25 protein-coding genes and 2 pseudogenes are annotated in these 24,846 nt (G+C 71.8%); 12 read left to right on the plus strand and 15 right to left on the minus strand.

All coding sequences use genetic code 11. The features are described 5' to 3' along the window. Positions 1-51: 51 nt before the first annotated feature. Positions 52-1,098: a S66 peptidase family protein gene (locus tag GQS52_RS26190; RefSeq protein WP_182316013.1), complete on the minus strand. Its 1,047-nt coding sequence runs from the start codon at positions 1,096-1,098 to the stop codon at positions 52-54. 207 nt (positions 1,099-1,305) lie between these two features. Beyond that, complete coding sequence (locus GQS52_RS26195; RefSeq protein WP_182316014.1) at positions 1,306-2,097, minus strand: DUF2785 domain-containing protein; 792 nt, start codon at positions 2,095-2,097, stop codon at positions 1,306-1,308. Between the two features lie 505 nt (positions 2,098-2,602). Here GQS52_RS26195 and GQS52_RS26200 point away from each other — a divergent pair. Continuing rightward, the gene (locus GQS52_RS26200; protein ID WP_182316015.1) at positions 2,603-3,676 is read left to right on the plus strand and encodes a pentapeptide repeat-containing protein; all 1,074 of its coding nucleotides are present in this window, start codon (positions 2,603-2,605) and stop codon (positions 3,674-3,676) included. Here GQS52_RS26200 and GQS52_RS26205 read toward each other — a convergent pair. The 7 genes from GQS52_RS26205 to GQS52_RS26230 form a co-directional block, all read right to left on the minus strand. Then, positions 3,632-5,374 (minus strand): hypothetical protein, encoded by a 1,743-nt coding sequence (locus GQS52_RS26205; RefSeq protein WP_259370993.1) that lies wholly within the window; start codon positions 5,372-5,374, stop codon positions 3,632-3,634. The two genes, GQS52_RS26200 and GQS52_RS26205, sit on opposite strands and share 45 nt — an antisense overlap. Further along, on the minus strand, positions 5,371-5,706 hold the full coding sequence (locus GQS52_RS26210; RefSeq protein ID WP_182316016.1) for a helix-turn-helix transcriptional regulator: 336 nt from the start codon (positions 5,704-5,706) through the stop codon (positions 5,371-5,373). The genes GQS52_RS26205 and GQS52_RS26210 overlap by 4 nt, the downstream gene beginning before the upstream one ends. Continuing rightward, a complete protein-coding gene (locus GQS52_RS26215; RefSeq protein ID WP_259370994.1) occupies positions 5,703-6,605 on the minus strand; it encodes a site-specific integrase in 903 nt (300 codons plus the stop codon). The genes GQS52_RS26210 and GQS52_RS26215 overlap by 4 nt, the downstream gene beginning before the upstream one ends. 15 nt (positions 6,606-6,620) lie before the next feature. Next, positions 6,621-6,830: a hypothetical protein gene (locus GQS52_RS28110; protein ID WP_259370995.1), complete on the minus strand. Its 210-nt coding sequence runs from the start codon at positions 6,828-6,830 to the stop codon at positions 6,621-6,623. 157 nt (positions 6,831-6,987) lie between these two features. Further along, positions 6,988-7,796, minus strand: a protein-coding gene (locus tag GQS52_RS26220; RefSeq protein ID WP_182316017.1) for an IS5 family transposase whose coding sequence is annotated in 2 segments (ribosomal slippage) — positions 6,988-7,448 and positions 7,448-7,796 — 810 coding nt in all. Because the reading frame shifts where the segments join, the coding sequence is not laid out codon by codon here. A 243-nt stretch (positions 7,797-8,039) separates the two neighbouring features. Then, a complete protein-coding gene (locus GQS52_RS26225; protein ID WP_182316018.1) occupies positions 8,040-8,321 on the minus strand; it encodes a hypothetical protein in 282 nt (93 codons plus the stop codon). A gap of 1 nt (position 8,322) precedes the next feature. Further along, positions 8,323-8,700, minus strand: a complete 378-nt coding sequence (locus GQS52_RS26230; protein WP_346268281.1) for a recombinase family protein — start codon at positions 8,698-8,700, stop codon at positions 8,323-8,325. Positions 8,701-8,871: 171 nt separating this feature from the next. Here GQS52_RS26230 and GQS52_RS26235 point away from each other — a divergent pair. Next, positions 8,872-9,771, plus strand: a pseudogene (locus tag GQS52_RS26235) (GNAT family N-acetyltransferase); the annotation flags it as partial. A gap of 80 nt (positions 9,772-9,851) precedes the next feature. On the opposite strand, the pseudogene GQS52_RS28495 reads toward GQS52_RS26235, so the two are convergent. After that, positions 9,852-10,126: pseudogene (locus tag GQS52_RS28495) on the minus strand (Tn3 family transposase); the annotation flags it as partial. A 170-nt stretch (positions 10,127-10,296) separates the two neighbouring features. On the opposite strand from GQS52_RS28495, the gene GQS52_RS26245 reads away from it, so the two are divergent. Continuing rightward, positions 10,297-10,881, plus strand: coding sequence for a hypothetical protein (locus tag GQS52_RS26245; protein ID WP_259370996.1), 585 nt, complete (start codon positions 10,297-10,299; stop codon positions 10,879-10,881). A gap of 191 nt (positions 10,882-11,072) precedes the next feature. Here the strand turns inward: GQS52_RS26245 and GQS52_RS26250 are convergent, their stop codons facing one another. The 5 genes from GQS52_RS26250 to GQS52_RS26270 form a co-directional block, all read right to left on the minus strand. Beyond that, positions 11,073-13,196: a M48 family metalloprotease gene (locus tag GQS52_RS26250; protein ID WP_182316020.1), complete on the minus strand. Its 2,124-nt coding sequence runs from the start codon at positions 13,194-13,196 to the stop codon at positions 11,073-11,075. Positions 13,197-13,273: 77 nt separating this feature from the next. Further along, the gene (locus GQS52_RS26255) at positions 13,274-13,831 is read right to left on the minus strand and encodes a hypothetical protein (RefSeq protein ID WP_182316021.1); all 558 of its coding nucleotides are present in this window, start codon (positions 13,829-13,831) and stop codon (positions 13,274-13,276) included. Between the two features lie 68 nt (positions 13,832-13,899). Then, positions 13,900-14,670 (minus strand): formylglycine-generating enzyme family protein, encoded by a 771-nt coding sequence (locus tag GQS52_RS26260; RefSeq protein WP_182316022.1) that lies wholly within the window; start codon positions 14,668-14,670, stop codon positions 13,900-13,902. Positions 14,671-14,717: 47 nt separating this feature from the next. Then, a complete protein-coding gene (locus GQS52_RS26265; protein WP_182316023.1) occupies positions 14,718-15,512 on the minus strand; it encodes an SDR family oxidoreductase in 795 nt (264 codons plus the stop codon). An 82-nt stretch (positions 15,513-15,594) separates the two neighbouring features. Next, positions 15,595-16,206, minus strand: a complete 612-nt coding sequence (locus GQS52_RS26270) for a TetR/AcrR family transcriptional regulator (RefSeq protein WP_182316024.1) — start codon at positions 16,204-16,206, stop codon at positions 15,595-15,597. A 153-nt stretch (positions 16,207-16,359) separates the two neighbouring features. Here GQS52_RS26270 and GQS52_RS26275 point away from each other — a divergent pair, with 153 nt between their 5' ends. The 9 genes from GQS52_RS26275 to GQS52_RS26315 all read left to right on the plus strand — a co-directional run bounded on the left by GQS52_RS26275 (position 16,360) and on the right by GQS52_RS26315 (position 24,834). Next, positions 16,360-17,202: a MaoC/PaaZ C-terminal domain-containing protein gene (locus tag GQS52_RS26275; RefSeq protein WP_182316025.1), complete on the plus strand. Its 843-nt coding sequence runs from the start codon at positions 16,360-16,362 to the stop codon at positions 17,200-17,202. Between the two features lie 92 nt (positions 17,203-17,294). Next, complete coding sequence (locus tag GQS52_RS26280) at positions 17,295-18,152, plus strand: CoA-transferase (protein WP_182316745.1); 858 nt, start codon at positions 17,295-17,297, stop codon at positions 18,150-18,152. Then, positions 18,149-18,907, plus strand: a complete 759-nt coding sequence (locus tag GQS52_RS26285) for a CoA-transferase (RefSeq protein WP_182316026.1) — start codon at positions 18,149-18,151, stop codon at positions 18,905-18,907. Before GQS52_RS26280 ends, GQS52_RS26285 begins: the two co-directional genes overlap by 4 nt. 62 nt (positions 18,908-18,969) lie before the next feature. Continuing rightward, a complete protein-coding gene (locus GQS52_RS26290) occupies positions 18,970-20,076 on the plus strand; it encodes a nitronate monooxygenase (RefSeq protein ID WP_259371207.1) in 1,107 nt (368 codons plus the stop codon). Continuing rightward, positions 20,073-20,861, plus strand: coding sequence for an SDR family oxidoreductase (locus GQS52_RS26295; protein ID WP_182316028.1), 789 nt, complete (start codon positions 20,073-20,075; stop codon positions 20,859-20,861). Before GQS52_RS26290 ends, GQS52_RS26295 begins: the two co-directional genes overlap by 4 nt. 114 nt (positions 20,862-20,975) lie before the next feature. Then, positions 20,976-21,773: an enoyl-CoA hydratase family protein gene (locus GQS52_RS26300; RefSeq protein ID WP_182316029.1), complete on the plus strand. Its 798-nt coding sequence runs from the start codon at positions 20,976-20,978 to the stop codon at positions 21,771-21,773. A 1-nt stretch (position 21,774) separates the two neighbouring features. After that, complete coding sequence (locus GQS52_RS26305; protein WP_182316030.1) at positions 21,775-22,911, plus strand: acyl-CoA dehydrogenase family protein; 1,137 nt, start codon at positions 21,775-21,777, stop codon at positions 22,909-22,911. Positions 22,912-22,918: 7 nt separating this feature from the next. Next, positions 22,919-23,932 (plus strand): acyl-CoA dehydrogenase, encoded by a 1,014-nt coding sequence (locus tag GQS52_RS26310; protein WP_182316031.1) that lies wholly within the window; start codon positions 22,919-22,921, stop codon positions 23,930-23,932. Then, positions 23,929-24,834 (plus strand): enoyl-CoA hydratase, encoded by a 906-nt coding sequence (locus GQS52_RS26315; RefSeq protein WP_182316032.1) that lies wholly within the window; start codon positions 23,929-23,931, stop codon positions 24,832-24,834. The genes GQS52_RS26310 and GQS52_RS26315 overlap by 4 nt, the downstream gene beginning before the upstream one ends. Positions 24,835-24,846: the final 12 nt, after the last annotated feature.

Raw genomic sequence — 24,846 nt, forward strand, 5'->3', positions numbered from 1 at the left:
CCGGAGCCGCGGCCCCGGCCCGGCCCGCCCCGGTCCCGCCCGGTCCGGCGGTCAGTACGTCACGGTGATCCGGCGGGCCGGGCCGTCCACCCGCACCTCGCCGCCGTACGGGATCACCAGCTGCGGATCGGTGTGCCCGAGGTCCACGTCGAAGACGGCCGTGGTGTCCGGGGCGTAGGCCGCCAGGGCACGCAGCACCGCCTCGCGCTGCCCGTCGGCGTAGCGCCGCTTCGCCCCGGCGTCGTTGGGCTGCTCGAAGGACCACGCCTTGGGGCGGCCCATCAGCAGCGCGGGGAAACGGGAGAGCAGGCCGCGCTCGCCCATGCATCGCAGGACGCGGAACACCTCCTCGGCGCGGGGCAGCTCCTCGGAGGTCTCCAGGAACAGGACACCGCCCTCGTACGCGGCGGGGTCGCGTTCGATCTCGCGGTCGGCCATCAGCAGCCAGGACAGGATCTCGAGGTTGCCGCCCCAGGCGCGGCCCTCGACGACCCGCTCCGGCCCGTGCCAGGTCCAGCCCTCGGCGGGCTGCGAGTCCGGTTCGGCGTCGAAGGTGGCCGGGTCGGCCCAGTCGCGGTCGGTGTCGCGGTAGCGCGCGGCGGGGCGCAGCTCGTACGGGCCCGGGGTGAACAGCGCCGCGCGCAGCGAGTCCGCGGTCATCGGGTGGAGCGAGTGCGGGCGGCCGAGCTCGGTCATCACGCAGGCGCCGTGGTAGCCGACGATCCCCAGATTGCGCAGGAGGAGCAGCAGGTTGGTGTTGTCGCTGTAGCCGAAGAACGGCTTGGGGTTGGCGCGGATCAGCTCCCGGTCCAGCAGCGGCAGCACGGTGATCTGGTCGTCGCCGCCGACGGTGGCGATCACCGCCTTGACCGTGGGGTCGGCGAACGCGGCGTGCAGGTCGTCGGCTCGCTCCTGCGGCGTGGAGCCCGCCCTGCGCGTCGCCGGGTACTCCACCGGCTCCAGGCCGAACTCCTCGCGCAGCCGCACGAGCCCCAGCTCGTACGGGCGCGGGAGGACCCCGGCGAGCCCCGAGGAGGGGGAGACGACCGCCACGCGGTCGCCGGGCACGGGCTTGGACGGGTACACGGGCGGCCTCATGGGGGCGAGGGTAGGGGGCGCGGCCGGTCCCGGGCATCCCGGTTTCCGCCGGGGCGCCCCCGCGGTGCCGCCGGCCGGCCGCGTGCACCGGCCCGGTCCCGGAGGACCGCCCGGCCGCGATGTCGTGGGTGTGCGCGACCTGTGCCGGCCTCGTCGTCCGTGGTGGGCGTGCGCGTCGGCCCGCCCGGCCGGACCGGATGTGGCCGGTCAGCGTCTGACGATCCGGTCGAGGACGGTGGCGACGGCGGACTTGACCGCGTCGCGGTGGTGGAGGGGCTGTGCGGGCAGTTCGCTGGTGGGGCGCACGCCGCGGTCGGCGAGGATGTAGAGCAGGCGCAGGGTGCGCAGGCAGTTGCTGATGTGGGCGGGCACCGGGACGCTGATGCGGTCGGCCCCGAAGCGGTCGGCGATCGGGTCCAGCCAGCCGACGGCGTCGCGTTCGCTCAGGTCGGTGCGGGTGAGAACACGGGCAATCGCCCGGGCCAGGCGGTCGTCCTCCAGCTGGTCGTAGACGTGGTCGGTGGGCGCCGTCAGCCGCGCGGCGGCGAGGTCCAGCATCCGCACCGGTGCCACCTCGGGGTGGTGGCCGAAGCCGGCGAGCAGGTCCGCGCCGTGGGCCACCGCGTGCAGCCAGCCGAGCTTCTCGTCGTGGCCGCGCAGATCCCGCTCGGCCGGGTACCAGCGCTCGAACGCGTCCACCCAGCCGGCCTTGAAGTCCCCCGCGGTCACCAGCATGTTGAGCACGAGTGGGGCGAAAGTACGGGCCTCGACCCGCGGGTCGGTGAACCGGAGGGCCATCTCGTCGCCCAGCTCCAGCCGCCGGGACTTCCCGATCACGCCTCGGGCGATCCAGGTCGCGAGGACGGTGTGGGGCGCGCCGTCCCGGACCAGCGGATCGGGATCCGCCAGCGCGCGGGACAGCTCGCGGACGAGGTCGTCCATGGGCCGGTCTGCGGGCACGGCGCAGTCGGCGGCCTCGATGCTCTTCCAGTTGATCATGACGGGCAGGATAGGTCCTTGCCGTTGCCGCGCACCTGCGAATTATGTCCAGGCAACCACCTCAATCCGTCGGTTCCCCGACCGGACCCGACAGTTCTGGCGTTTGTATCATGCTGCCCGCCGGAGCCGGACAGCATGACGCGCGGCGGCTCGGTCCAGCGCGCCGCCGCCGCGGGTTCGTGACCGGCCGAAGCCGGACCGCTGGTCACGCGGTGGTCTGCTGGTGAGGACGCGTAGTCAACTGTCGCGTGTTCCCGGTGTTGGTGAGCCTGGCAGTGACTTTTCGTGATCTCGGGGCGTGTCGGCTCCATGTCCCGCTGGCCTCGTTAAGGAGCCGACTTCCAGGCCGATGCTGGCAGCCACCTGGGGGTAACACGGCAAAAACCTTGCGTCGGCCGTGCCTGGTCAGGGTTGAATGATGACCATGGTCAGGGGGACATCCCGGGGAGGGACTCACAGCGCTCGACTTCGGCGCATTGGTTCCAGGCTCCAGTCAGGCACTCGCGTGACCGACACGGCAGCCGTCGCGTCAGATGAGGCAACGGCGGTCGGGCCACCAGGTCAGGGCGTCGACTGGGTGCGACGGGTCGAATTAGCGGGCGTGCTGGTGGCAATGATCGTGGGCATCGTGTCCATCTGGCATACCGAGAGATCGGTAAATCAGGTGCAGGAGGAGTTGAGTATCAGCCGGGAGGAGTTGCGCGCTACTCGGGAAGGGCAGATCACTGACCGCTACACGGCCGCAGTAGAGAATCTCGGTGATGATTCCCTTGATGTACGACTTGGTGGTATCTACGCGTTGAAGCGCATCATGCAGGACTCGCCACGGGATCAGGGCACCGTGGTAGATGTGTTGGCCGCGTATGTCCGCGCGCATGCGGTGCCGCCGAAGTCTGGGCAGAAGAGCCCTGAGTATCTGGACCGAGACGTGGCTGCTGCTGTCACAGTACTTGCGACGAGAGACCAGAGCCACGACCCACAGTCCCAGCTATACGATGGACTGTACCTCATCGACTTGAGTGGAACATGGCTGAAGGGCCTTGTCCTGCGCAAGGCCGACCTGCGTGGCGTGTACCTGAGGAATTCGAACCTCAGCGGCTCAGAACTACATGACGTCGACCTGGGCGGAGCTACCCTCATCGGGTCAAACATGCGCAATGTGAACTTCTTTAAAGTAAATCTGGAAGATGCGGTGATGGACGGCGCCGACCTTCAGAACGCCAAATTGACTGCGAATCTGCAAGCAGCGGCACTGCGAGGTGCGAATCTCCGCCATGCCTACCTAGAATCGGCCATGCTACAAGGTGCAAACCTGGACAGGGCCGACCTGCGCGACACGCGAATGTGCACGACAACGTGCACATTCGAGGAACACTCCATTCAGGATGCCTGGCTGGTTGGGGCCGACCTCCGAGGGTCGAACATCAACGCAAAGAAACTTCTCAACGCAGCTTTCAACCACACGACTCGGCTGCCGGATTCGCTGGCGAACCACCCGAAAATCAAGCAGAGATTGGCCCAGTTGCACGGGCGACTACCCGAGTGGAACAAGTCGGAGTGGGACGACTCGCCGGGCTGACAGCGTTCGATGCAAGGCAGCCCGCGCCCTGGCCCGCCGCATGCGCAGATTCCGACTCCACTTCAAGGTCGAGTGCACCCTCGGTGGCAGCACCGCCATGCCCATGAAAATCGTGTCACCCGCTGCGAACAGGACTCGGCGGCTTACTGGTGGGCTCGCGGATTCAACTGTCGCCGGTTCCCCAGGGAGTCCAGCCCGTTGGTGACCTTCCGTGATCTCCGGGGGCGTATCGGCTCCATGTGCCGCCGGTCTCGTTGCGGAGTCGGGTGGTGGCCTTGTGGTGGTAGCCGAGCGCGTTCGCGACCACGGGGGCGGGCATGTCGAGGAGCGGATGGCGGCGCCGCGGGCAGCTGAGGCCGGGACCCCGATCTCGTTCAGCAGAGCGGACAGGTGATCGGGGCGGGTTGGCTGGTCGGCCCTGCGGCCGGGGAAGAGCAGGCGGGACGCCGGGTTGGTCGCGGTGTTCATGTTGCCGCGGTTCGCGATGTGCTTCAGCAGCAGGTCAGCGACCGGCTCGGGGCTCGGTGCGGGTGACTCCCCGAGCCGTAGCAGCACCGTGTCGCCGTCGCGGATGATGTCGTCGAGGGTGAGTCGGACGATGCGGCTCACGGGCTGCGCGTAGAGGAACACAATGATTCCGGCGACCCGGAGCCGCGTCGGTGTCTCCGTGTCGGTCAGCAGTCGGCCGAGGACTTCGAGGCGCTCCTCGTCGCTCATTGCGGCCCGCCAGGAGACCTTCATGGCCAGGATGGAGAGGAAGCCTGGGCAGTGGCGGGTCTGCGTGGCCCAGTTGAGGAAGGCTCGCAAGCAGGTGCGGCCGTGTTCGGTGTTCTCGGCCCACCACGCGTCGATGTCGAGCTGGCCGCAGGATGCGAGGGTGGTGTTCCGCTCGCCGAGCCAGTGCAGGAATGCGGTCGCGTACTTGATCTGTTCGGCGGCGAACCGTCGGATGCTCGTTGTGATGTGGCTCCGTTCGGCGCGAGCCCTCAGCCGAGGGAGAACGCGCCAGGTTGCGTAGAGCTTGATCGTTTTGGCGTGCTCGGGGTCGGCGATGCCAGCCGGATGCCCGGGAAGCCAGCGCTGAAAGGAGCAGAGGTACTTGTCGGCCGCGGTAAGGACTCCGCACGCCATCAGGAGTTCTTCCAGGTGGGCGGCGGCCCGCCAGGGCTGGAGCTCGTGAAGGGCGTCGTGGGTCAGGGGGATTTCGCCGAGGCCGAGCCGATGCAGGAGTTGTGAGGCGTTTCCAGGCTGGCTGCGGCGCACCTCCAGCCAGGCCAGCCCGCTCCTGGGCTTGTCCATTGCCACCAGCAGGTCGAACAGCGGGACCAGCGCGGGACGGATGCGGCCGGTGCCGTCGTCCAGGAGCGCGGTGAGGCGGTCGGTGAGCGTGCAACGTTCGCAGAGCCGTCCGCGCAGGAGCTTGCCCTCGAAGCCGCAGCGTGAGCAGCCGAAGGTCTGGGAGAAGCCGGCGCAGGTGGTGCAGATCGCTGCCCCATCACCGGGGCGGAGCCCGGGAAGGGCTCGGGCCTGGCCGCATCGTGGGCAAGTACCGCGTGTCCGGACGGCGTGGTCCGAGCAGGTTCGGCAGACGTATCCGTCCGGCCAGGTGCCGGCTTTGTGCCTGCGGCGGCCGCAGCGGCAGCACTCGGCCATGTACCAACGTTCGTACTGTTTGTCGGTGGCGTAGGTGCGGGTCATGCGTCGGGCAGGATGCGAGCGGCGCGGGGCCGCAGCTTCGCGACGTTCGCGGGCGGGGCGGGCAGGTCGCCGGTGGCGGTCTTGCGGACTCCGGCGTTCTCGGCGGTGGTGACCACCAGGTCAGCCGGGGTGCAGGAGAGGATGTCGCAGAGCGCGGCCATGACCTGCAACGACAGACGTTCCGGGGTGCCGGAGACCAGGCGGTGGACCTGGGAGGCGGACAGGTCGATGCCGCGCTCGCGCAGCAGTGGCACCAGCTCGGTCGTGGTGAAGATCTGGTGCTGGGCCATGACCTCGCGCAGCCGCCAGGTGTAGCCGACCTTGCGTTTCATGCGTGCTTCCCGGGCTGGGTCTCAAGGGCCGCGGCGATGGTGGAGTCCAGGTGCCGCCGCAGGGTGCGGGTGCGGAAGCCCGAGGACACGCAGGTGTAGAGCGAGGTGGTGCCGGCGTGCTCATGACCGACCTGCTCCTGGACGAAGCGCGGGTCCCAGCCGTCCTCGAGCAGGTGGGTGACGTAGGACCTGCGGAGAAAGTGGAAGTCGAGTCCGTCGTCCAGGCCGAGGGCCTTGCGGTAGGCGATGAAGCGGGAGTTGATCTGCTGGCATCCGAGCCGCAGGCCCCGTTCGGAAGGCCAGGCTGCCGGGTTGTTGTCGGTGCCGAACAGCGGGCGAACCTTGGTGAACCACTTGTTCAGGACGTCCGGGGTCCAGTCGAAGACGGTCAGCACCCCGCGGCGTTTGGGCGGGGATCCCTTCTTGGCCTTGCCGAATCGGACCTGGCCGCGGCCGTACTGGCCGAACTCGCCGCCGTGCGGGTTGCGGCCGAAGTCGGCGGCGTCGAGCATGCGCGTCTCGTTGCGTCGCAGACCGTAGGCGTAGGCGGTCTTGAACAGGGTCGCGTCGCGGAAGGCGGGGAGCCAGCCCTTGCGGCCGAAGGCTCGGATGCGGGCTACCTCATCGTCGCAGTGTGCAAAGAAGGCGTGCAGCTCGGCCTTGGTGAATGCGCGCTTCTTCGCGTCCGCCTCGTTGTCCTGGACGTGCACCGCGGTGTTCCACTCGTGCACCACTTGGACCGGGTGGGTGCTGAACCGCTCCTCGCAGGTCGCCGTCCACTCGTAGAGCGGATCGGTGATGAAGTGGCAGAAAGCCCGCACGGCCTCGGAGCGCGAGCGGATCGTCGAGCGCTTCAGGTCCCGCAGGGAGCGATGGTCACCGAGCCACTCGTCGACCATCGCCGGCGTCCACAGTCACGGGTGGGCGTTCACGTAGGTCGCGAATGCCTTCACCGTGTTCTCCCGGCCCTCCACAGTTGTCCGGGCCAGATTTCGGGAGAGCTGCTGGTTAGCGAAGCCGGTCAGCATCGCCGCGAAGACCTGTTCCTCCGGCCGCAGCAGAGGCACCCTGTCGACCAGGTGCAGTCCCGCCGCCCCTGGCACCGGCCCGCTGAACCCCACCATTCCGCCACCCTCCGTCACTCGCATTAGGTGCGAGAAAACCGCATCCGATGCGAGAGGGCGGCAAATCCGCAGGCCAGCCATCCATACGAGTGACACAGCTGGCAACCACGATCCGAGCCCCGGTAGCGTCAGGTCCTGCTTCGAGCTCGTAACACGATCATGAGTTGGCCTTCTTGAGGCGTCTCCAGCAGATGAGGCTGCAGGCGAGGGAGACGAAGGCGTCGTGGAGCTCGGTGCGGCGTTCCCAGCGGACGGCGAGGCGCTTGAACTGGTGGAGGAGGGCGAAGGTCTGCTCGACGACGTAGCGGAGCTTGCCCAGGCCCTTGATGTTAGGCCTGCCCTTGCGGGAGATGACCGGCAGGATCCGGCGTTTGCGCAGTTCGCGGCGGTTGGGGTTGGAGTCGTAGCCCTTGTCTCCGAGGAGGGCCTCGGGGCGCCGGCGGGGTCGGCCCGGGCGGCCGGCGACGGGTGGGACTCCGTCGACCAGGGCGAGGGTCTGGGTGACGTCGTTGACGTTGGCCGCGGTGGTGATGACCTTGAGCGGGGTGCCGCGTCCGTCGCAGATCAGGTGGTGTTTGCTGCCCGTCTTCCGCCGGTCGACCGGCGACGGACCGGTGTCGGCTCCCCCTTTTTGGCGCGGACGTGGGAACCGTCGACGCATGCTCTGGACCAGTCCAGCTCGCCGGCCGCGTGCAGCCTGGCGAGCAGGACGCGGTGCAGTTGGTCGAAGACTCCGGCCTGTTGCCAGCGCTCGAGGCGCCGCCAGCAGGTCTGACCAGAGCCGAACCCCAGCTCAAGGGGGAGCAGTTGCCAGGCGATGTCGTTGTACAGGACGTAGAGGATGCCCTGCAGGCACAACCGGTCCGACACGGGCCGTGGACCGGGAGCCTTCTCGGGCCAGGGTGGCAGGAGCGGCTCGATCAGCGCCCACAGGTCATCGTCCACGATCCACGGCCGGGTAGTCACACCCTCTCGAACGGCCGAATCGTCACACCGGGCACGGCCTACCAGGGCAGTTCAACAAGATCGTGTTACGAGCTCTTCAGGACCACAATCACCCTGGTTACGGCGATGAATTCGGCATCCTGCCAGGTCAAATCACCGACCATCGCGAGTTCGCATCCGATGCAATTGGCGGGGCTCGGCACATCGGTACAGCGGTTGACGCCAAGCCGGTGATCATGGGCTTGGGGACCGCTGTTGACGGGCCTACCGCAGCTTGGTGTTCGGGCGGGGCTGGACTTGGAGGCAGTCGCGGAGGTCGATCTCCTCAGGAGTGAGCGGGGCCTCGGCCCGGCGGATGTGGACGGGCTTGGGGCGCAGCGGCAGGCCGTCGTCCACCGTGGCGGCATCGGTATCGGCGAGGGCTCGGTAGAGCTGGGCAACCGAAGGGGACTTGCCCGCGTTCTTCCCGGTCTTGGCGGTGAGCTTCTTGGCGATCTCGGGGACGGGGACGCCCTTGTCCTTGAGCGCGACGGCGAAGGTCAGCATGTCATCGTCGATGACCTTCGGGCGTCCGCCGTGGTTGCCCTTCCTTGGAGGCGGCGATGACCTGGCCTTCAAAAGTCTTCTCCCGGATGTAGTTGCGCCCGATCTGCCCGGCGACGGCGAGCACAGCGAAAAAAACATGGCGCCCATGCCGTTGGGGTCGTAGATCCCGGTGAGGGGGGCCGGTGAGGAGTTCGAGCTGGATGCCGCCGGCCTGGAGCTCGGCGGACAGCGTCATCGGCTCGGCCGCGTTGCGCGCGAGGCGCTTATGAGAATGTCCGTGTGTGACGCCCGTGGCTCTGGGGTCGCCGGTGGCGCCGGATTTCGTTTCGATGTACTGCGGGCCCCGTTTGGGCAGGTTGGGATGTGGTGCGTGCGGCAGGCCAAATTCTGTTGTCGGTCATTCGATCACGCTGTTACGCTCCGCTCGCGTCCTCGACTGCAAAAAGGAGGTGGGAACCGTGAGTCAGCTGACTCTCATGCGCTCCCACCCCGTTCCGAGGACGCCGAGGATCTGAAGGGGAGCGCGTCGCTACCCGGAAGGACCTCTCACGTGACCGATCTGGTCATCCGCCCCCTCGCCACAGGCGAGGAAGCACTTTTCGAATCCCTGCCCGATCCTGGCCTGGTCGGCTTCGCCGCCTTCGGCGACACCTACAGCGGGATGGCCGCCGCCGGTGAGTACCGCCCTGAGTGGACCTGGGTGGCTCTGCGTGACAGCGTCGTCGTTGCGCGGGCAGCTTGGTGGGCCGGGCCCAAGGACGACAAGCCGGTCGCTCTGGACTGGTTCGACTTCACGGACGCCAGTGCGGCCGTACAACTGCTCCGCGACTCGCCGCTGCAGGCCGAGTACTCACTCAAACTGCCGCCCGGCTGGCGCGATGTCCCCGCAGTCCGGGAGCAGGCCCAGGCCCGGATCGACGCGGTCATCGCCGCAGGAATGTCTCCTCTGGTCGAGCGGTTCCGCTACCGCTGGACACCGGACTGCGGCGTGCCCGCGCGCCCGGGCCGCCTCGAATTCCGTCCCGAGCCCGACGACGCGGCGATCCTCGACGTCTTCCGTCGTATTCACCAGGGCAGTCTCGACGCCCATGTGCGCCGCACCGTCGCCGCATCCGGGCTGGAGGTGGCCGCCCAGGAAGAACTGGACTATCTGCGCTGGTTGCCGAGCCCGCGCGAGTGGTGACGCCTTGCCTACAACCCTGCCGGGGAACTCGTCGGCCTGAGCGTCCCCGCCCGCAGCTACGGAGATCCTCTCATCGGCTACATCGGTGTCGTTCCCGAGTATCGCGGCCACGGATACGCCTATGACCTGCTCGTCGAGGCCACTCATAAGCTCGCTGACGAGGGTGTGGACCGCATCGTGGCCGGGACGGACCAGACCAACGTTCCGATGGCCGCCCACTTCGCGAGGGTCGGCTACCCCATCGCCCAGGAACGCATCGATCTGATCTGCCCCAGAGACAGGAATCAGTGTGGGGCTCGGGGTGTGACAACCGAGCCCCACAGCTCGCTCCTGCGACTCCTGCCGGGCTACCCACGGGTGAGCTCCGCGCCGTCCTCGTCGTCGAGTTCCAGTGCCTCCGGGTTGCGCAGGGGCCGCAGTGCGTCGGCGGCTGGGGTGGAGGCGGTGAAGCTGTAGCGGTCGAGCACGTTGAGGTTGCGTGCTTGAGCGGGGACAACCGGGCGATGTCCCAGTCCTGGATCTCGTGACCCTCGGCACGGAGTCGGGCGACGGCGGCGTCGATGTAGCGAGTCGCCCGGGGCACGATGGCGTTGAGGGCCAGGCCGAGCGAGCCGAGTTGGTCTTATCCGAACTAGCCCAGCCGACGGCCCGGCAGGGGTATGCGCGGGTCGATCCACTGAAAGTAATTGTCTGAAACCTTGGAGCCCTGGAGTGTCCGGGTGTGTCGCGCGCCGCTGCGTTCTGCATGTTCACCTGTGACAAGGCGTCCGGGACCAGGCGACAATCCCGCATATGGATGACGCGTTCACACTCCTTCGCCAAGCCGTTGACGTACTGCCGGAGGACGCCATGGCAGAGAACGGCCAGACGGTTGGAGATGTTCGCAAGGAGATCGAGCTCCAGGAGTGGGAGATGGCGCTCGATGTGCTCATCGAGATCGCGGATGTCCATCCGGTATCCCTCACGTTCTGGGAGATGCTCTCCGAGGCTGCTGGGCAGATGATGCTCGACCGCAGCCGCCGTTGGTGCGAGTGGCGGGGCTGGGAAGTCAAGCACGGCACGATCCGTGCCACCTTGACCTTTCTGGAAGCCGACGAGAGCGGACGCCAGAGTGCCTTCTCAGGGGACGGCCAGCTCAGACCTCTGTGGGACATCGGTCACCGCACCGCAGACGGACAGCAAGATCTGAACATCGCGCGCCTCTGGGTGGAGTTCGAGCTGCAGCTCGGCCCTGGAGAGACAGCCGACGTTCGCCTGGCTCCGCTGCAGCCCGAGCAATGGCAGCATCTGAAGCCCGGTGACGTGATCACCATGCACGAGGCCCAACCGGCCGCTGGCATCGCCGAAATCATCGAAGTCCTGCCGCCTCGCGCCTGAGACCAGGGCAGCCGGGGCGGAGGGCCCTTGGTCGGACGGCTGTCAGCCGCTGCGAGAGCTGTCGGTGAGTCGGCCGGCGCTGGTGCGGAAGTCGGGCATGCCGAGGTGGACTTTGGTATGCCGGGCTGCGAGGGCCCGCAGCAGCTCGCCCCGCTCGTCCTGCCTGCCCTGTACCGCGTTCTCCGAGGTTGTCACGGCCGAACGACAGGGCGCGTCGAGGACGGTTCCGGTCCTCGGCGAGGGGACTCTCCGCCTCCTCCGCCCCGCCGTCCGAGAGAGCGGAACGCCGCGTGGAAGGCCCAGGCCACTGCGGCCCCCGCGGAGGGCACCGTGAACGCCCAGAGGGCCTGGCTGCCGGAGGGGTGCACCCGGCACGGGCCCGTGCCCACCAGGCAGCTCGTGAGAGCCTGCGCGACCGTGAACATGACCAGCCCGGCCGTCGCCCCCGCGCCGTACGCGGCGAGCACGCCCCGGGCCAGGGACAGCGGCGCGTAGCCCCGGCCGGCCCACAGGGCGGCGATCACCTGGCCCGCACAGATCAGCACCACGGCACCCCAGGAGGGGACGACCAGCAGCGCCGGCACGCAGACGAGGGCCACCGCGAGGCCCGCGGGCAGACCGAGGCGGACGACGCGCCCGGCCGCCGGCCGGAGCGGCCCGAAACCCGTGAAGGTGCGCTCCATGCCCCTGCGCCATGCGACGCGCTGCCCGACGAGCGGCACCGCCGCGGCGGTCAGGACCAGCGGTGTCAGCAGGGAGCCCGCCCGGTTCACGGCCAGGTAGGCGGTACCGGCGACGAACACCAGCGCTCCCGGGAAGGAGGGGGCGATGAAGGACGCCGCGTACAGCGTCATGGACGGCAGGGTCATCAGGAAGTCGAACGCGGGGACGAGACCGGCGGCGGACGCCCCCAGGACCGCGCAGAGCACCGGTCGCGGGCGGCGGTTGCGGGCCACGACCGGCGTCCACGTCCGGGCGGCCAGGGTCAGCCACCGCGCCAGGGCCCAGCCGCACAGGCACATCAGCGCGGCGTAGGGGAAGACCAGCGTGAGCCCCCTGCCCCCCAGCATCACGGCACTGGACGCGCCCGTCGGCGACAGCAGGCGCACCGCGCACAACCCCAGGCCGAGGCCGACCCCCGCCTGCCGCACCTGCGCGGGGGAGGGGCCGCCGAAGGGCTGTGCCGACGCCCGCCACAGCACCGTCCCCGCCGCACCGACGAGCAGCGCGGTCCCCAGCACGGCCGCCACCGTCTCCGTGACGGGAGACGCCAGGCTGCCCCCGCCGATCGGCCCCAGCCGCACGACGTCGTAGAGGAACGCCACCGCCGCCCCCACCGCGCACATGTCCCAGAAGCCCGTGCCGGACAGGAGGCGGTCGTCGCCCAGTGCCCTGACGCGCAGGGCGAGCGGCGGATGGACGCGCAGTACGGCCGGCCGTCCGCCCGCAGCCGTGTGCGGGGCGGAGCCCAGGCCGTAGCCGGCGAACAGCCGGTGCAGCGGCTCCGCGGAGCCCTCCCACTGCTTCACGCGTGCGTCCGCGTACAGCTCGCGGCTGCGCAGCACGGCGTTCTTGAGAAGGGTGACCAGCACGGCCAGGAGGACCGTCCCGACGCAGAAGGCGAGGACGGCGGCCGTGAGGGCCGGTTGGACGGGCAGGAGGAGGAGGCCGGCCGGGGCGGCCACGGCCGATGCGACCAGCAGGGGCGGTCCGCTCATCCGCCACACGATCATGGTGAGGAAGGCGATGTCCAGGTCCCGGTTGCGGATGTGCGCGAGCTCGTGGAGGACGACGGTGCGGAACGCGCCGCGGTCGCGGGCGAAGAGCGTGAGCAGCCCGCCGCTGAGCACCACCCGCCGCTGCCGCACGCGCCCGAAGGCCAGCGCGGCGACCTTGGGGTTGAGGGGCTCCACGAGGAACGTGACCTTGGTGCGCACGCCCGACTCGTCCAGCAGGCCCTCCAGGCAGGCGGACAGCTGCGGCATGCCGGCCGGCTCGCGGTAGCCGCGCCGCCGCGTCCGCCACGCGGGCAGCCAGGCGTAGACGCAGGCGACGACCGCCAGGAGGCACGCCGAGGCGACGGAGGGGATCACCCAGCCCGTGCCGGCCCGCGGATCACGGCAGTCGGCCGCGAACGAGGGAGGGATGCCCACGGTCGGGTCCGCGGCCCGGCGGCGGGCCGCGTCCGCCGTCGCGCGGGCCATGCACTCGTAGTACTCCCCGGCCTCCAACGGGTTCACCGAGGTGAAGACCATGGCCGAGACCCCGTTCACCAGGATCGCCGTCACCGCGGCCACCGCCGTGATCAGCAGCACGAAACGCACCGTGGTGCCGGAGGGCAGCTCCAGAGGGTCCGGGCCCTCCCGCCGTCCGGACGGTGACGCGGGCACGGTCACTGCCCGGCTTCGTCCGGCTCCTCCTCCGAGCCGTCCCGTTCGGCAGGGCCCCGGGTCATGGTGGCCAGCTCCGCCACGATCCCGTCCGCGATCGTCCGGGCCTGCGCCTCGGAGACCTGCAACCGCATCGCCGCCTGCACGGCGACCAGTCGCACCTCGGCCAACTGCTCGGCGGACAGCCGCTCGACCGCTGCCCCGACGGCCGCGGCCCCGGTGATCGCGGCCCCGCCTGCCGCGGCCTCGCGGCGGCGCCGCCGGAACCGGGGCAGCACACGCCGCTGCACGGTCTCGACGGCACGCCCGGCGGCCTGCTGGGAGATGTGGTCAAGGACCTGGACCGCCGCGGCGAGCGCGGCGGCGCTGAGCAGGGCGGCGACCGTCTCCAGCCCGAGCCCCAGCGGCTCGTCCCGCGTACCGACCATGAGCCGCCGGTACGGAGAGGTGCTGTGGAACGCCTCGGCCGTCATCGCGAACTGCGGCAGCTCCTGCGGCGCGGCCTGCTCCACCGCGCGCCGCGCGAGCCGGTCCGCCACGGCCCTGTCGTACTCGTGCATGCCGAATTCCCCCGTTCAGCAGCGGCCCCGCCGTGTCCCCGGGCGCAGGGCACTCGTCCTCGTCGAGGCTAACCGGCGGCCGCGCCCCGGGTGGCGGCCTTGTCCGTCCTGTGACCGCGGAGGCCGTCCGCGTGCCCGGAGCGCGCGGCGTGCCCGGAGCGTGCGACGCGGAAGCCCACGTCCTCGACGCGGAAGGTGGGATGGCTGCGGCGCCGCGCGGAGGCCCGGCAGCTCCAGTGCTCGTCGAACCAGCCGCCGCCGCGCAGCACCCGGTAACTCCCGTAGACCTCGGGGTCGTAGAGGTCCCAGCACCAGTCCCAGACGTTGCCGAGCATGTCGTACAGGCCCCACGCGTTGGGCCGCCTGCCTCCCACGTCGTGGATCCGCTCGTGCGAGTTGCCGCGGTACCAGGCGATCTCGTCGAGCGGCCCGTAGCGCGGTCCGGTCGTACCGGCACGGCAGGCGTGCTCCCACTCGGCCTCGGTCGGCAGCCGGTACCCGTCGGCGGAGGCGTCCCACTCGACGTCGGCGCCCTCGGCGTCGCAGCCTTCGGAGTCGGAGCCGATGCGGTAGGCGGGCGTCAGCCCGTCGCACAGGGACAGGGCGTTGCAGAACCGGACCGCGTCCCCCCAGGAGACGCCCTCGACGGGCAGCCGGTCGCCCCGGGCCGTGCTCGGCCGCTCACCGGTGACCCGGGTGTACAGGGCCTGGGTGACGGGGAACGGGGAGAGCTCGTAGGGCGCGAGGTCGACCGTCCAGCTGCGCTGCGTCCGCCGGTCCGACAGCGTCACCCGCCCGGGCGGGACGGCGACCGTCTCGATGTGTTCCTGTAAGTCCATGATCGGGCGATCCTACCGGCGGCCGTGCGCCACAGGGCCCCTTCGGGTCACAGGTCGGGGTAGGGCATCGGCAGGTTGGAGGCGAGCAGCCCGCCGTCGACCGCCAGGACCTGGCCGGTGACGTAGGAGGAGGCGGGGGAGGCGAGGTAGAGCACGGCGGCCGCGATGTCCTCCGGGGTGCCGATGCGGCGCAGCTGCGCGGCGCGTTCCATGGCCGTCCCGGCGGAGGGGTCGGCGGCGGTGAAGGCGTCCAGGGCCTCGGTGCGGACGGCGCCCGGCGCGATCGCGTTGATCCTGATCCTCGGGTTGAGCTCGTCGGCGAGGAGGCGCACCGCGTGGTCCAGGGCCGCCTTGCCGGCGCCGTAGGCGACGTAGCCGCGCCCGACGAGGTGGCCGATGGCGCTGGAGATCATCACGACCGAGGCGCCGTCGGAGTGCACCAGGTGCGGCACGGCCTCGCGCACCAGGCGCAGTCCGTGCACCACGTTGCGGTCGAAGGCGTCGCGCAGCGCGTCGTCGCCCGTCCTGAGGAACGGCTTCGGGCCGGAGCCGCCGGTGACGCAGACGACGGTGTCCAGCCGGCCGAGTTCGCGCACGGCGGTGGCGACGGCCTCCGCGGTGTCCTCGGGGCTGCCCGCGTCGGCGCGGACCGCCACGGCGCGGCGGCCCAGGGCCCGTACCCGGTCGGCGATGTCGTCGATCTGCTCCTGGGTGCGGGCCAGGACGGCGACGTCCGCGCCGGCCTCGGCCAGGGCCAGGGCGCTGGCGGCGCCGATGCCGCGGCCGGCGCCGGAGACCAGCGCCACCCGGCCGTCGAGCCGGAAGTGGGAGAGGACGCTCATGGAAAGCCTGCCTTGTCCGGTAGGGGTGGTCGGGGCGCGGTCCGGCGCGCGGCGAACACCCCGGCGGAGCGGGGCGGGCGGCTCAGGTGCCGGAGCCGGGGCCGGTCGCGCGGACCGTGGCGTAGCCGTCGAGGAAGGTGCTCAGCAGTTCCTCGGCGAGCTTGTCGACGGGACGTTCGGGAGTGGGCCGGTACCAGCGCACCGAGAGGAACACGGCGTCGCGCAGCAGCCGGTGGAACAGTTTGGCGTCGAGGTCGGAGCGGAACTCGCCCGCGGCGACACCGCTGTCGATGACCTCCGCCCAGGAGCGGTGGACGTCGCCCGCGGCCTGCCCGATCGACTCGTACCGGGGCAGGGTGCGCAGGAAGACGAGTTCGTTCTGGTAGATCTGCGTGGCGTTGGGGTGGGCCTCGGCCACCTCCAGCGAGGCGGTGACCAGCCGGCGCAGGCGCTCGCGGGCGGTCCCGGCCAGGGCGGCCGACTCCCGGGACCGTTCGCGCAGGTCCTGCAGGTAGTTCATGACGATCTCCTGGACCATCGAGTCCTTGGAGTCGAAGTGGTGGTAGAGACTGCCGGAGAGGATTCCCACCTCGTCGGCGATCTCGCGCACCGTGGTCGAGGCGACGCCGTTGCGGGCGAACAGTGCGGCCGCCTGCTGGAGGATGACCCCTCGACGCGTTGTGCTGCCGGCCACCGTCACCCTCGTCCTCCCGCTCTCGCTGCCGCGCTCACGATAGCCGAACGGGGGCGCCCGTCCGCCCGGTCCGGGCTCGCGGACAGCCGTTGACTCCGGTCTGCCGGAGGCCTAGCCTCCCCACCAAGCTAGCGCTTGGTAGGAGGTATGGCAATGGACACGGAAGAGTTCCGGAAGCTCCCGGCACGGGAGTCCGCGGACCACTGGCGGGGCCGCCGGCTGGGCACCCGCACGGTGGCCTACGAGGAGAAGGACGCGATCCTCTACGCCCTCGCGGTGGGCGCCCGCCCCACCGACCTGGACCTGGTCTTCGAACGCGGCCTGAGGGTGCTGCCCACCTTCGCCCTCACCCTCGCCCAGTGGGCCCCGGACGTCCTCGCCGCAGAGGGCGCCTTCGACACGGCCACCGCCCTGCACGGCTCCCAGCGGCTCGCCGTCAAACGGCCGCTGCCGCCCGCCGGCGAGCTGACCTGCTCCGCGAGCGTCACCGACGTGTGGGACAAGGGCGGCGCCGCGGTCTTCGACGTCACCGTGGACAGCGAGTACTTCACCGCCGTCTGGTCGATCTTCGCCCCCGGCCGCGGAGGCTTCGGCGGGGAGCGCGGACCGGGCCGCCCCGCCGCGCCCCAGGGCGGTCCCACCCACCGGGAGCAGGTGGAGACCCGCCCGGAGCAGGCGGCCCTGTACCGGCTCACCGGGGACCGGCACCTCATCCACATCGACCCGGAGGCCGCCGCCGCCATCGGGCAGCCCCGGCCGATCCTGCACGGCCTGTGCACCCTGGCCGCCGCCGTGCTGCGCCTCGCCGACACCCTCGGCGCCCACCCCGCCGACCTGGCCGAACTCGACGGCCGGTTCGCCGCCCCCGTCCTGCCCGGCGAGGTCCTCGACCTCGCCGCGTGGCAGGACGCTCCGGGCGGGGCCGCCTTCGAGGTCACCGCGGCCGGCCGGCCCGTCCTCTCCGGCGGCCGGGCCCGTTTCGGGCGGTCCCACTGAGCGGGAACGGCCCACGGGCCCCCTACCAAGCGCTTGTTAACGTCCCGGACGTGGACCGGACAAAGAGTGGACGAACCGTGATCGACAAGCGGATGACGGAGGACCAGGTCGTCGCGGAGCTGCGCTCCGGAATGACGATCGGCATCGGGGGCTGGGGCTCGCGGCGCAAGCCCATGTCCCTGGTGCGGGCCATCCTACGGTCCGACCTCACCGACCTGACCGTGGTCACCTACGGCGGACCCGACGTGGGCCTGCTGTGCGCGGCCGGCAAGGTCTCCCGCCTGGTGTACGGCTTCGTCTCGCTGGACTCGATCCCGCTGGAGCCGCACTTCCGGGCCGCCCGCCAGAGCGGCGCGGTCGAGGTCACCGAGTGGGACGAGGGCATGCTGCAGGCAGGCCTGTACGCCGCCGCCCAGCGGCTGCCGTTCCTGCCCCTGCGGGCCGGACTCGGCTCCGACGTGATGCGGTTCGACCCCGGACTGCGCACCGTCACCTCCCCCTACGCGGACGGCGAGGAACTGGTCGCGGTGCCCGCGCTGCACCTGGACGCCGCCCTGGTGCACCTCAACCGGGCCGACGCCGCCGGCAACGCCCAGTTCCTCGGCCCCGACCCGTACTTCGACGACCTGTACTGCCAGGCCGCCGACCGGGCCTACGTCTCCTGCGAGCAGATCGTCCCCACCGAGGAACTGACCGCACGGACCGACGTCACCCGGCTGCGGATCCACCGCTGGATGGTCTCCGGAGTCGTCGAGGCCCCCAACGGCGCCCACTTCACCTCCTGCGCCCCCGACTACGGCCGCGACGAGTCCTTCCAGCGCGAGTACGCCGCCGCGGCCGGGGACCCCGAGGCCTGGGAGCGGTTCCGCGCCACCTACCTGTCCGGCACCGAGCAGGACTACCAGCGCGCCGTGGAGGCCCGCGGCGCGACGACGGGAGTGCAGGCATGAGCGAGTTCACCAGGGCCGAGGTCTGCGCCGCGGCCTGCGCCGACGCCTGGCGCGGCGACGGCGAGATCATGGCCGGCCCCATGGGGCTGACCCCCTCCATCGGCGCCCGCCTGGCCCGCGCCACCTTCGAGCCCGGCCTGCTGCTCTCCGACGGCGAGGCCACCCTGGTCGCCGGCGTCTGGGCGGTCGACGCGCCGCCGCCGGCCACCGCCGAGGGCTGGGTGCCCTTCCGCACCATCTTCGACCTGCTGGCCACCGGCCGCCGCCACGTGATGATGGGCCCCAGCCAGATCGACCGGTACGGCAACGCCAACATCTCCGCCATCGGCGACTTCGCCCGCCCGAAGCGGCAACTGCTCGGCGTGCGCGGCGCCCCCGGCAACACCGTCAACCACCCCACCAGCTACTGGGTGCCCAAGCACACCACCCGCACCTTCGTCGAGCGCGTCGACGTGGTCTGCGGCGTCGGCAACGACAGCGCCGCGGCGGCCGGCCCGTCCGCCTCCCGCTTCCACGAGCTGCGGCGCGTCGTCACCAACCTGGCCGTGCTCGACTTCGGCGGCCCCGGCGGCACCATGCGGCTCGTCTCCGTCCACCCCGGCGTCACCGTCGAGGAGGTCACGGCCAACACCGGCTTCGCCCTTCACGTCGACGGCGAGGTTCCCGAGACCCGCACCCCCACCGACGAGGAACTCGTCCTGATCCGCGAGGTCATCGACCCCAACGGGCGGCGCGACCGGGAGGTCCCGGCATGACCGCGCCCCCGCCCGGTGCACCGCGCCCCGCCCCCGTCCCGGCCCGCGCCCCGCACCCCGCGCTGCACACCGCCCTGTGCGAACTCGTCGGCGTCCGGTACCCGATCGTGCAGACCGGCATGGGCTGGGTCTCCGGACCCGAGCTGACCGCCGCCACCGCCGAGGCCGGCGGCCTGGGCATCCTGGCCAGTGCCACCCTCTCCCTGGAGGAGACCCGCACCGCAGTCCGCGCCGTCCGCGAGCGCACCGGCGCCCCCTTCGGGGTCAACCTGCGCGGCGACGCCCCCGACGTGCTCGAACGCGCCGACCTGCTGGTGCGCGAGGGCGTCAGGGTCGCCTCCTTCGCCCTCGCCCCCGGCGAGCGGGTCGTCCGGCGGCTGAAGGACTCCGGCCTGGTCGTCATCCCCTCCGTCGGCGCCCGCCGCCACGCGGAGAAGGTCCAGGCCTGGGGCGTGGACGCGGTGGTGGTGCAGGGCGCGGAGGGCGGCGGGCACACCGGCGCCGTCCCCACCTCCGTCCTGCTCCCGCAGGTCGTCGACGCCGTCGACATCCCCGTCGTCGCCGCCGGCGGCTTCCACGACGGACGCGGCCTGGTCGCCGCCCTCGCCCAGGGCGCCGTCGGCATCGCCATGGGCACCCGCTTCCTGCTCACCAGCGACAGCACCGTCCCGGACCCCGTCAAACGCGAGTACCTGGCGCGCGGCGTCACCGACACCGTCGTCACCTCCGTCCTCGACGGCGTCCCCCAGAGGGTGCTGCGCACCGAACTGGTGGACCGGCTGGTCGAGGCCGGCCCCCTGTCCCGGCTCGGCCGCTCCCTCCGGCACGCCCTCGCCTTCCGGCGGATGTCCGGCATCCCCTGGAGCGACATGGTCCGCGAGGGCCTGGCCATGCGCCGCAGCCACGAACTGGGCTGGACCCAGGTGCTCATGGCCGCCAACACCCCGATGATGCTGCGCTCGAGCATGGTCGACGGCCGCACCGACCTGGGCACCCTCGCCTCCGGCCAGGTCGCCGGCCTCATCGACGACCTACCCAGCTGCGCCGAGCTCGTCGACCGCATCGTCACCGGGGCGACCGACGTCCTCGAACGCCTCACCGCGGCCCCCGCCGTTCGCCCCGCCCCCGCAGCCCCCGCCCCCGCCCCCGCAGCCGGAGGAGAGTCATGACCGCGCCCGTACCGGCCCCCCGCCCCCACCCCGGCCACGGACTGCTGACCGGCCGCACCGCCCTGGTCACCGCGGCCGCCGGCACCGGCATCGGCTTCGCCACCGCCCGCCGCCTCGCCGAGGAGGGCGCCCGCGTCGCCATCAGCGACCGCCACGAGCGCCGCCTGGCCGAGGCCGCCGACCGGCTGGCCGAGGTCACCGGCAGCAGGCCCCCGGCGATTGTCTGCGACGTCACCTCCCAGGACGACGTCGACCGGATGTTCGCCACCGCGATCGGCGAACTCGGCCACCTCGACGTCCTCGTCAACAACGCCGGCCTCGGCGGCACCGCGGAGCTCGTCGACATGACCGACGAGCAGTGGTCCACCGTCCTGGACGTCTCCCTCAACGGCACCTTCCGCTGCACCCGCGCCGCCCTGCGGCACATGGTCCCCCGCGGCACCGGGGCCGTCGTCAACAACGCCTCGGTGATCGGCTGGCGCGCCCAGCGCGGCCAGGCCCACTACGCCGCCGCCAAGGCCGGCGTGATGGCGCTCACCCGCTGCGCCGCCGTCGAGGTCGGCCGCTCCGGGGTCCGGGTCAACGCCGTCGCCCCCAGCATCGCCATGCACCCCCACCTGGCCAAGGTCACCAGCGACGAACTGCTGGACAGGCTCGCCGCCGACGAGGCATTCGGCCGCGCCGCCGAACCGTGGGAGGTCGCCGACGTCATCGTCTTCCTCGCCAGCGACTACTCCTCGTACATGACCGGCGAGGTCGTCTCGGTGAGCAGTCAGCACCCCTGAGCCCCCGTCCGAGCCCCCGTCGGGACCACGCGCCGGCACCCCCGGCCCCCGACACCGGCCCCCGACACCTGCCGGCCGGCCCCGACCCGGCCGGCCCCGACCCAGGAGACACACATGGGCGCAGAGATCATCAGGACCGGAGTCGACGAACGCGGCATCGCCGAGGTCGTCGTCGACTGCCCGCCGGTCAACGCCCTGCCGGTGGCCGGCTGGTACCGGCTCGCGGAGGCGCTCACCTCCCTCGGCCGCGACCCCCGGGTGCGGGTGGTGGTGCTGCGCGCCGAGGGCCGCGGCTTCAACGCCGGCGTCGACATCAAGGAGATCCAGGCCGACGACGGCCACACCGCCCTGATCGGCGCCAACCGCGGATGCTTCGCCGCCTTCGCCGCCGTCTACGACTGCCCGGTGCCGGTGATCTCGGCGGTCAACGGCTTCTGCCTCGGCGGCGGCATCGGCCTGGTCGGCAACTCGGACATCGTCGTCGCCGCCGAGGACGCCGTCTTCGGCCTGCCCGAGGTGGACCGCGGCGCCCTCGGCGCCGCCACCCACCTGTCCCGCCTGGTGCCGCTGCACAAGGCCAGGGCCATGATGTACACCTCCGCCACCGCCACCGCCGCCGAACTGCACGCCTTCGGCTCCGTGCTGGAGGTCGTGCCGAACGACCGGCTGCGCGAGCGGGCCCTCGCCCTCGCCGCCGGGATCGCCGCGAAGAACCCGGTGGTGGTCCGTGCCGCCAAGGAGGCCTTCACCGGCATCGACCTGTGGGACGTCAAGCGCAGCTACCGCTACGAGCAGGGCTTCACCTTCGAGCTCAACCTCTCCGGAGTCGCCGACGAGGTCCGCGACACCTTCGGCCGCGGCGCCGCCGGCAACGGCACCGCCGACCGCACCACCGCGGGCGGGGAGGGCTGAGATGGACCTGACCTGGAGCCCCGAGGACGAGGCGTTCCGCGCCGAGGCGAGGGCCTGGCTGGAGGCCAACGTGCCGCGGCGGCCGCTGCCCTCCGGCGACACCCGCGAGGGGTTCGCCGCCCACCTGGAGTGGGAGCGCACGCTGTTCGACGCCCGCTGGGCCGTGGTCTCCTGGCCCGAGGAGTACGGCGGCCGGGACGCCTCCATCTGGCAGTGGCTGATCTTCGAGGAGGAGTACTACCGCGCCGGGGCCCCGCAGCGGGTCACCCAGAACGGCATCTTCCTGCTCGCCCCCACCGTCTTCGAGTTCGGCACCCCCGAGCAGCAGCGGCGCATCCTGCCCCGGATGGCGGCCGCCCGGGACCTGTGGGCCCAGGGCTGGTCCGAGCCCGGCGCCGGAAGCGACCTGGCGGGCATCCGCAGCCGCGCCGTCCGCGACGAGGCCGCCGGCGGCTGGCGCCTGACCGGCCAGAAGACGTGGACCACCCGCGGAGCCTTCTGCACCCACCTGTTCGGCCTGTTCCGCACCGACCCCGAGGCGCAGCGCCACCGCGGCCTGACCTACTTCCTGGTCCCGCTGGACGCCCCCGGAGTCACCGTGCGCGGCTTCGAACGCCTCGACGGTGACGAGGGGTTCGCCGAGGTCTTCCTCGACGACGTCTTCGTCCCCGACACGGACGTCCTCGGCGGCGTCGACCGGGGCTGGTCGGTGGCCATGGCCACCACCGGCTCCGAGCGCGGCCTGACCCTGCGCTCGCCCGGCCGCTTCCTCACCGCCGCCGAACGCCTGCTCGACCTGGCGCGCTCCCTCCCGGACGGCCCCGGTGCGCACCGCGACCGGGTGGTGCAGTCCTGGATCGACGCCCAGGCCTACCAGCTGTTCACCCTCGAACAGGTCACCGCCCTCGCCGAGGGCCGGCCGGCCGGCGCGGAGTCCAGCCTCAACAAGCTCTTCTGGTCCGAACTGGACATACGGCTGCACGAGACCGCGCTCGACCTGCTCGGCCCCGCGGCCGAGACCGACGGCCCGTGGAGCAAGGGGTTCCTCTTCTCGCTGGCCGGCCCGATCTACGCGGGCACCAACGAGATCCAGCGCAACATCGTCGCCGAGCGGCTGCTCGGCCTGCCGAGGAGGTGACCGCCGGATGCGCTTCTCGACAGCCGAGAACGACGCGGCCCTGGCCGGGGCCGTGGCCGACCTGCTGGCCAAGGAGGCCGGCCCCGAGGAGATCCGGGCCGGCTGGCCGGGAGGCCGCAGCGAACGGGTCGACGCCGTGTGGCGCAAGCTCGCCGGGGTCGGCGTGGCGGGCACCCTCGTCCCGGAGGCCGACGACGGCCTGGGCCTGGACGAGAACGCCCTGCCGCCGCTGCTGACCGAACTGGGCCGCTCCGGCCTGCCGGTGCCCGCCGCGGAGACCGTCGCCGTCGGCGCGCCGCTGCTGGCCGCGGCCGGAGCCCCGCAGCTGGCCGGCGTCCTGGCCGGGGACCTGCTGCTCACCGCGTCCGCGGACCCCGGTGCCCCGGTGCCCTTCGGGACCCGCGCCGACCTGTTCGTCCTGCGCACCGGCGAGCAGCTGCGGCTGTACGGGCGCGACGAGGTCGACGCCGAGCCGGTCGGCTCGGCCGACGGATCCCGGGCCCTGGCCCGGGTGACCGCCCCGCCCGGCGGCGGACTGCTGCTGGCCGAGGGGCCGGACGCCGTCGCGGCGGCGTGGCGGCACGGCGTGCTGGGCACCGCCGCGCTGCTGGTCGGACTGGGGGAGCGGATGGTCGAACTCACCGTCGCCTACGTCGCGGAGCGCCACCAGTTCGGGGTGCCCGTCGGCTCCTTCCAGGCCGTCAAGCACGCCCTGGCCGACGCCGAGCTCGCCGTGCGGTTCGCCCGCCCGGCGGTGATGGCGGCCGGCTGGGCGCAGGCCGCAGGCGACCCCGGGGCGGCGGTGCGCACCTCCATGGCCAAGGTGCTGGCCTCCGACGCGGCGCGGCTGGCCGCCCGCACCGCGATCCAGTGCCACGGCGCCATCGGCTACACCACCGAGTACGACCTCCACCTGTACGCCAAGCGGGCCTGGGCGCTGGCTGCCGCCTGGGGCGGCCCCTCGGACCACCGGGAGCTGATCGCCCGCGAACTGGACCTGACGAGAGTGGGACGAGCATGACCGAGCCTTCGCCGACCGATCCGGCCGCGGACGGGCCCGCGCCCGACGGGTCCGCGCCCGACGAGGAGGTCGTGCGCTACGAGCGCCGCGGCCCCGTCGCGGTGGTGACGATGAACCGCCCGCAGTACCGCAACGCCCAGAACTCGGCGATGACCTACGCCCTCGACGACGCCTTCTACCGGGCCGCCGCCGACGACGAGGTCAAGGTGGTGGTGCTGGCCGGAGCAGGAAAGCACTTCTCCGCCGGGCACGACATCGGCACCCCCGGCCGGGACGTGGACCGCTCCTTCGACCGCCGCGCCGGACTGTGGTGGGACCACGTGGGCCGCCCCGGCGGCGAGGGCCGCTTCGCCCGCGAGCAGGAGGTCTACCTCGGCATGTGCCGGCGGTGGCGGGAACTGCCCAAACCGGTGATCGCCCAGGTGCAGGGCGCCTGCGTGGCCGGCGGGCTGATGCTCGCCTGGGCGTGCGACCTGATCGTCGCCTCCGACGACGCCTTCTTCGCCGACCCCGTGGTGCGCATGGGCATCCCCGGCGTGGAGTACTTCGCGCACCCGTGGGTCATGGGCCCCAGGTTCGCCAAGGAGTTCCTCTTCCTGGGCGAGCGCGTCCCCGCCGACCGGGCGCTCGCCCTGGGCATGGTCAACCGGGTCGTCCCGCGCGACCGGCTTGAGGAGGAGGTGGCCTCCGTCGCCGGGCGCATCGCGCAGATGCCCCGGATGGGCCTGTCCCTGACCAAGAAGGCCGTCAACCAGGCCGAGGACCTGATGGGCCTGCAGGCCGGCATGGACTCCGTCTTCGGCCTGCACCACTTCGCCCACGCCCACAACGCCGAGGTCGGCGCCGACTCGCTGGCCGGCCACGACGCCCGCTCCATGCGCGACGCCCAGCGCCGCGACTGACACCCCGTGAGG

The sequence above is a fragment of the Streptomyces sp. SCUT-3 genome, assembly GCF_014083985.1.
Classification (GTDB): domain Bacteria; phylum Actinomycetota; class Actinomycetes; order Streptomycetales; family Streptomycetaceae; genus Streptomyces_H; species Streptomyces_H thermolineatus.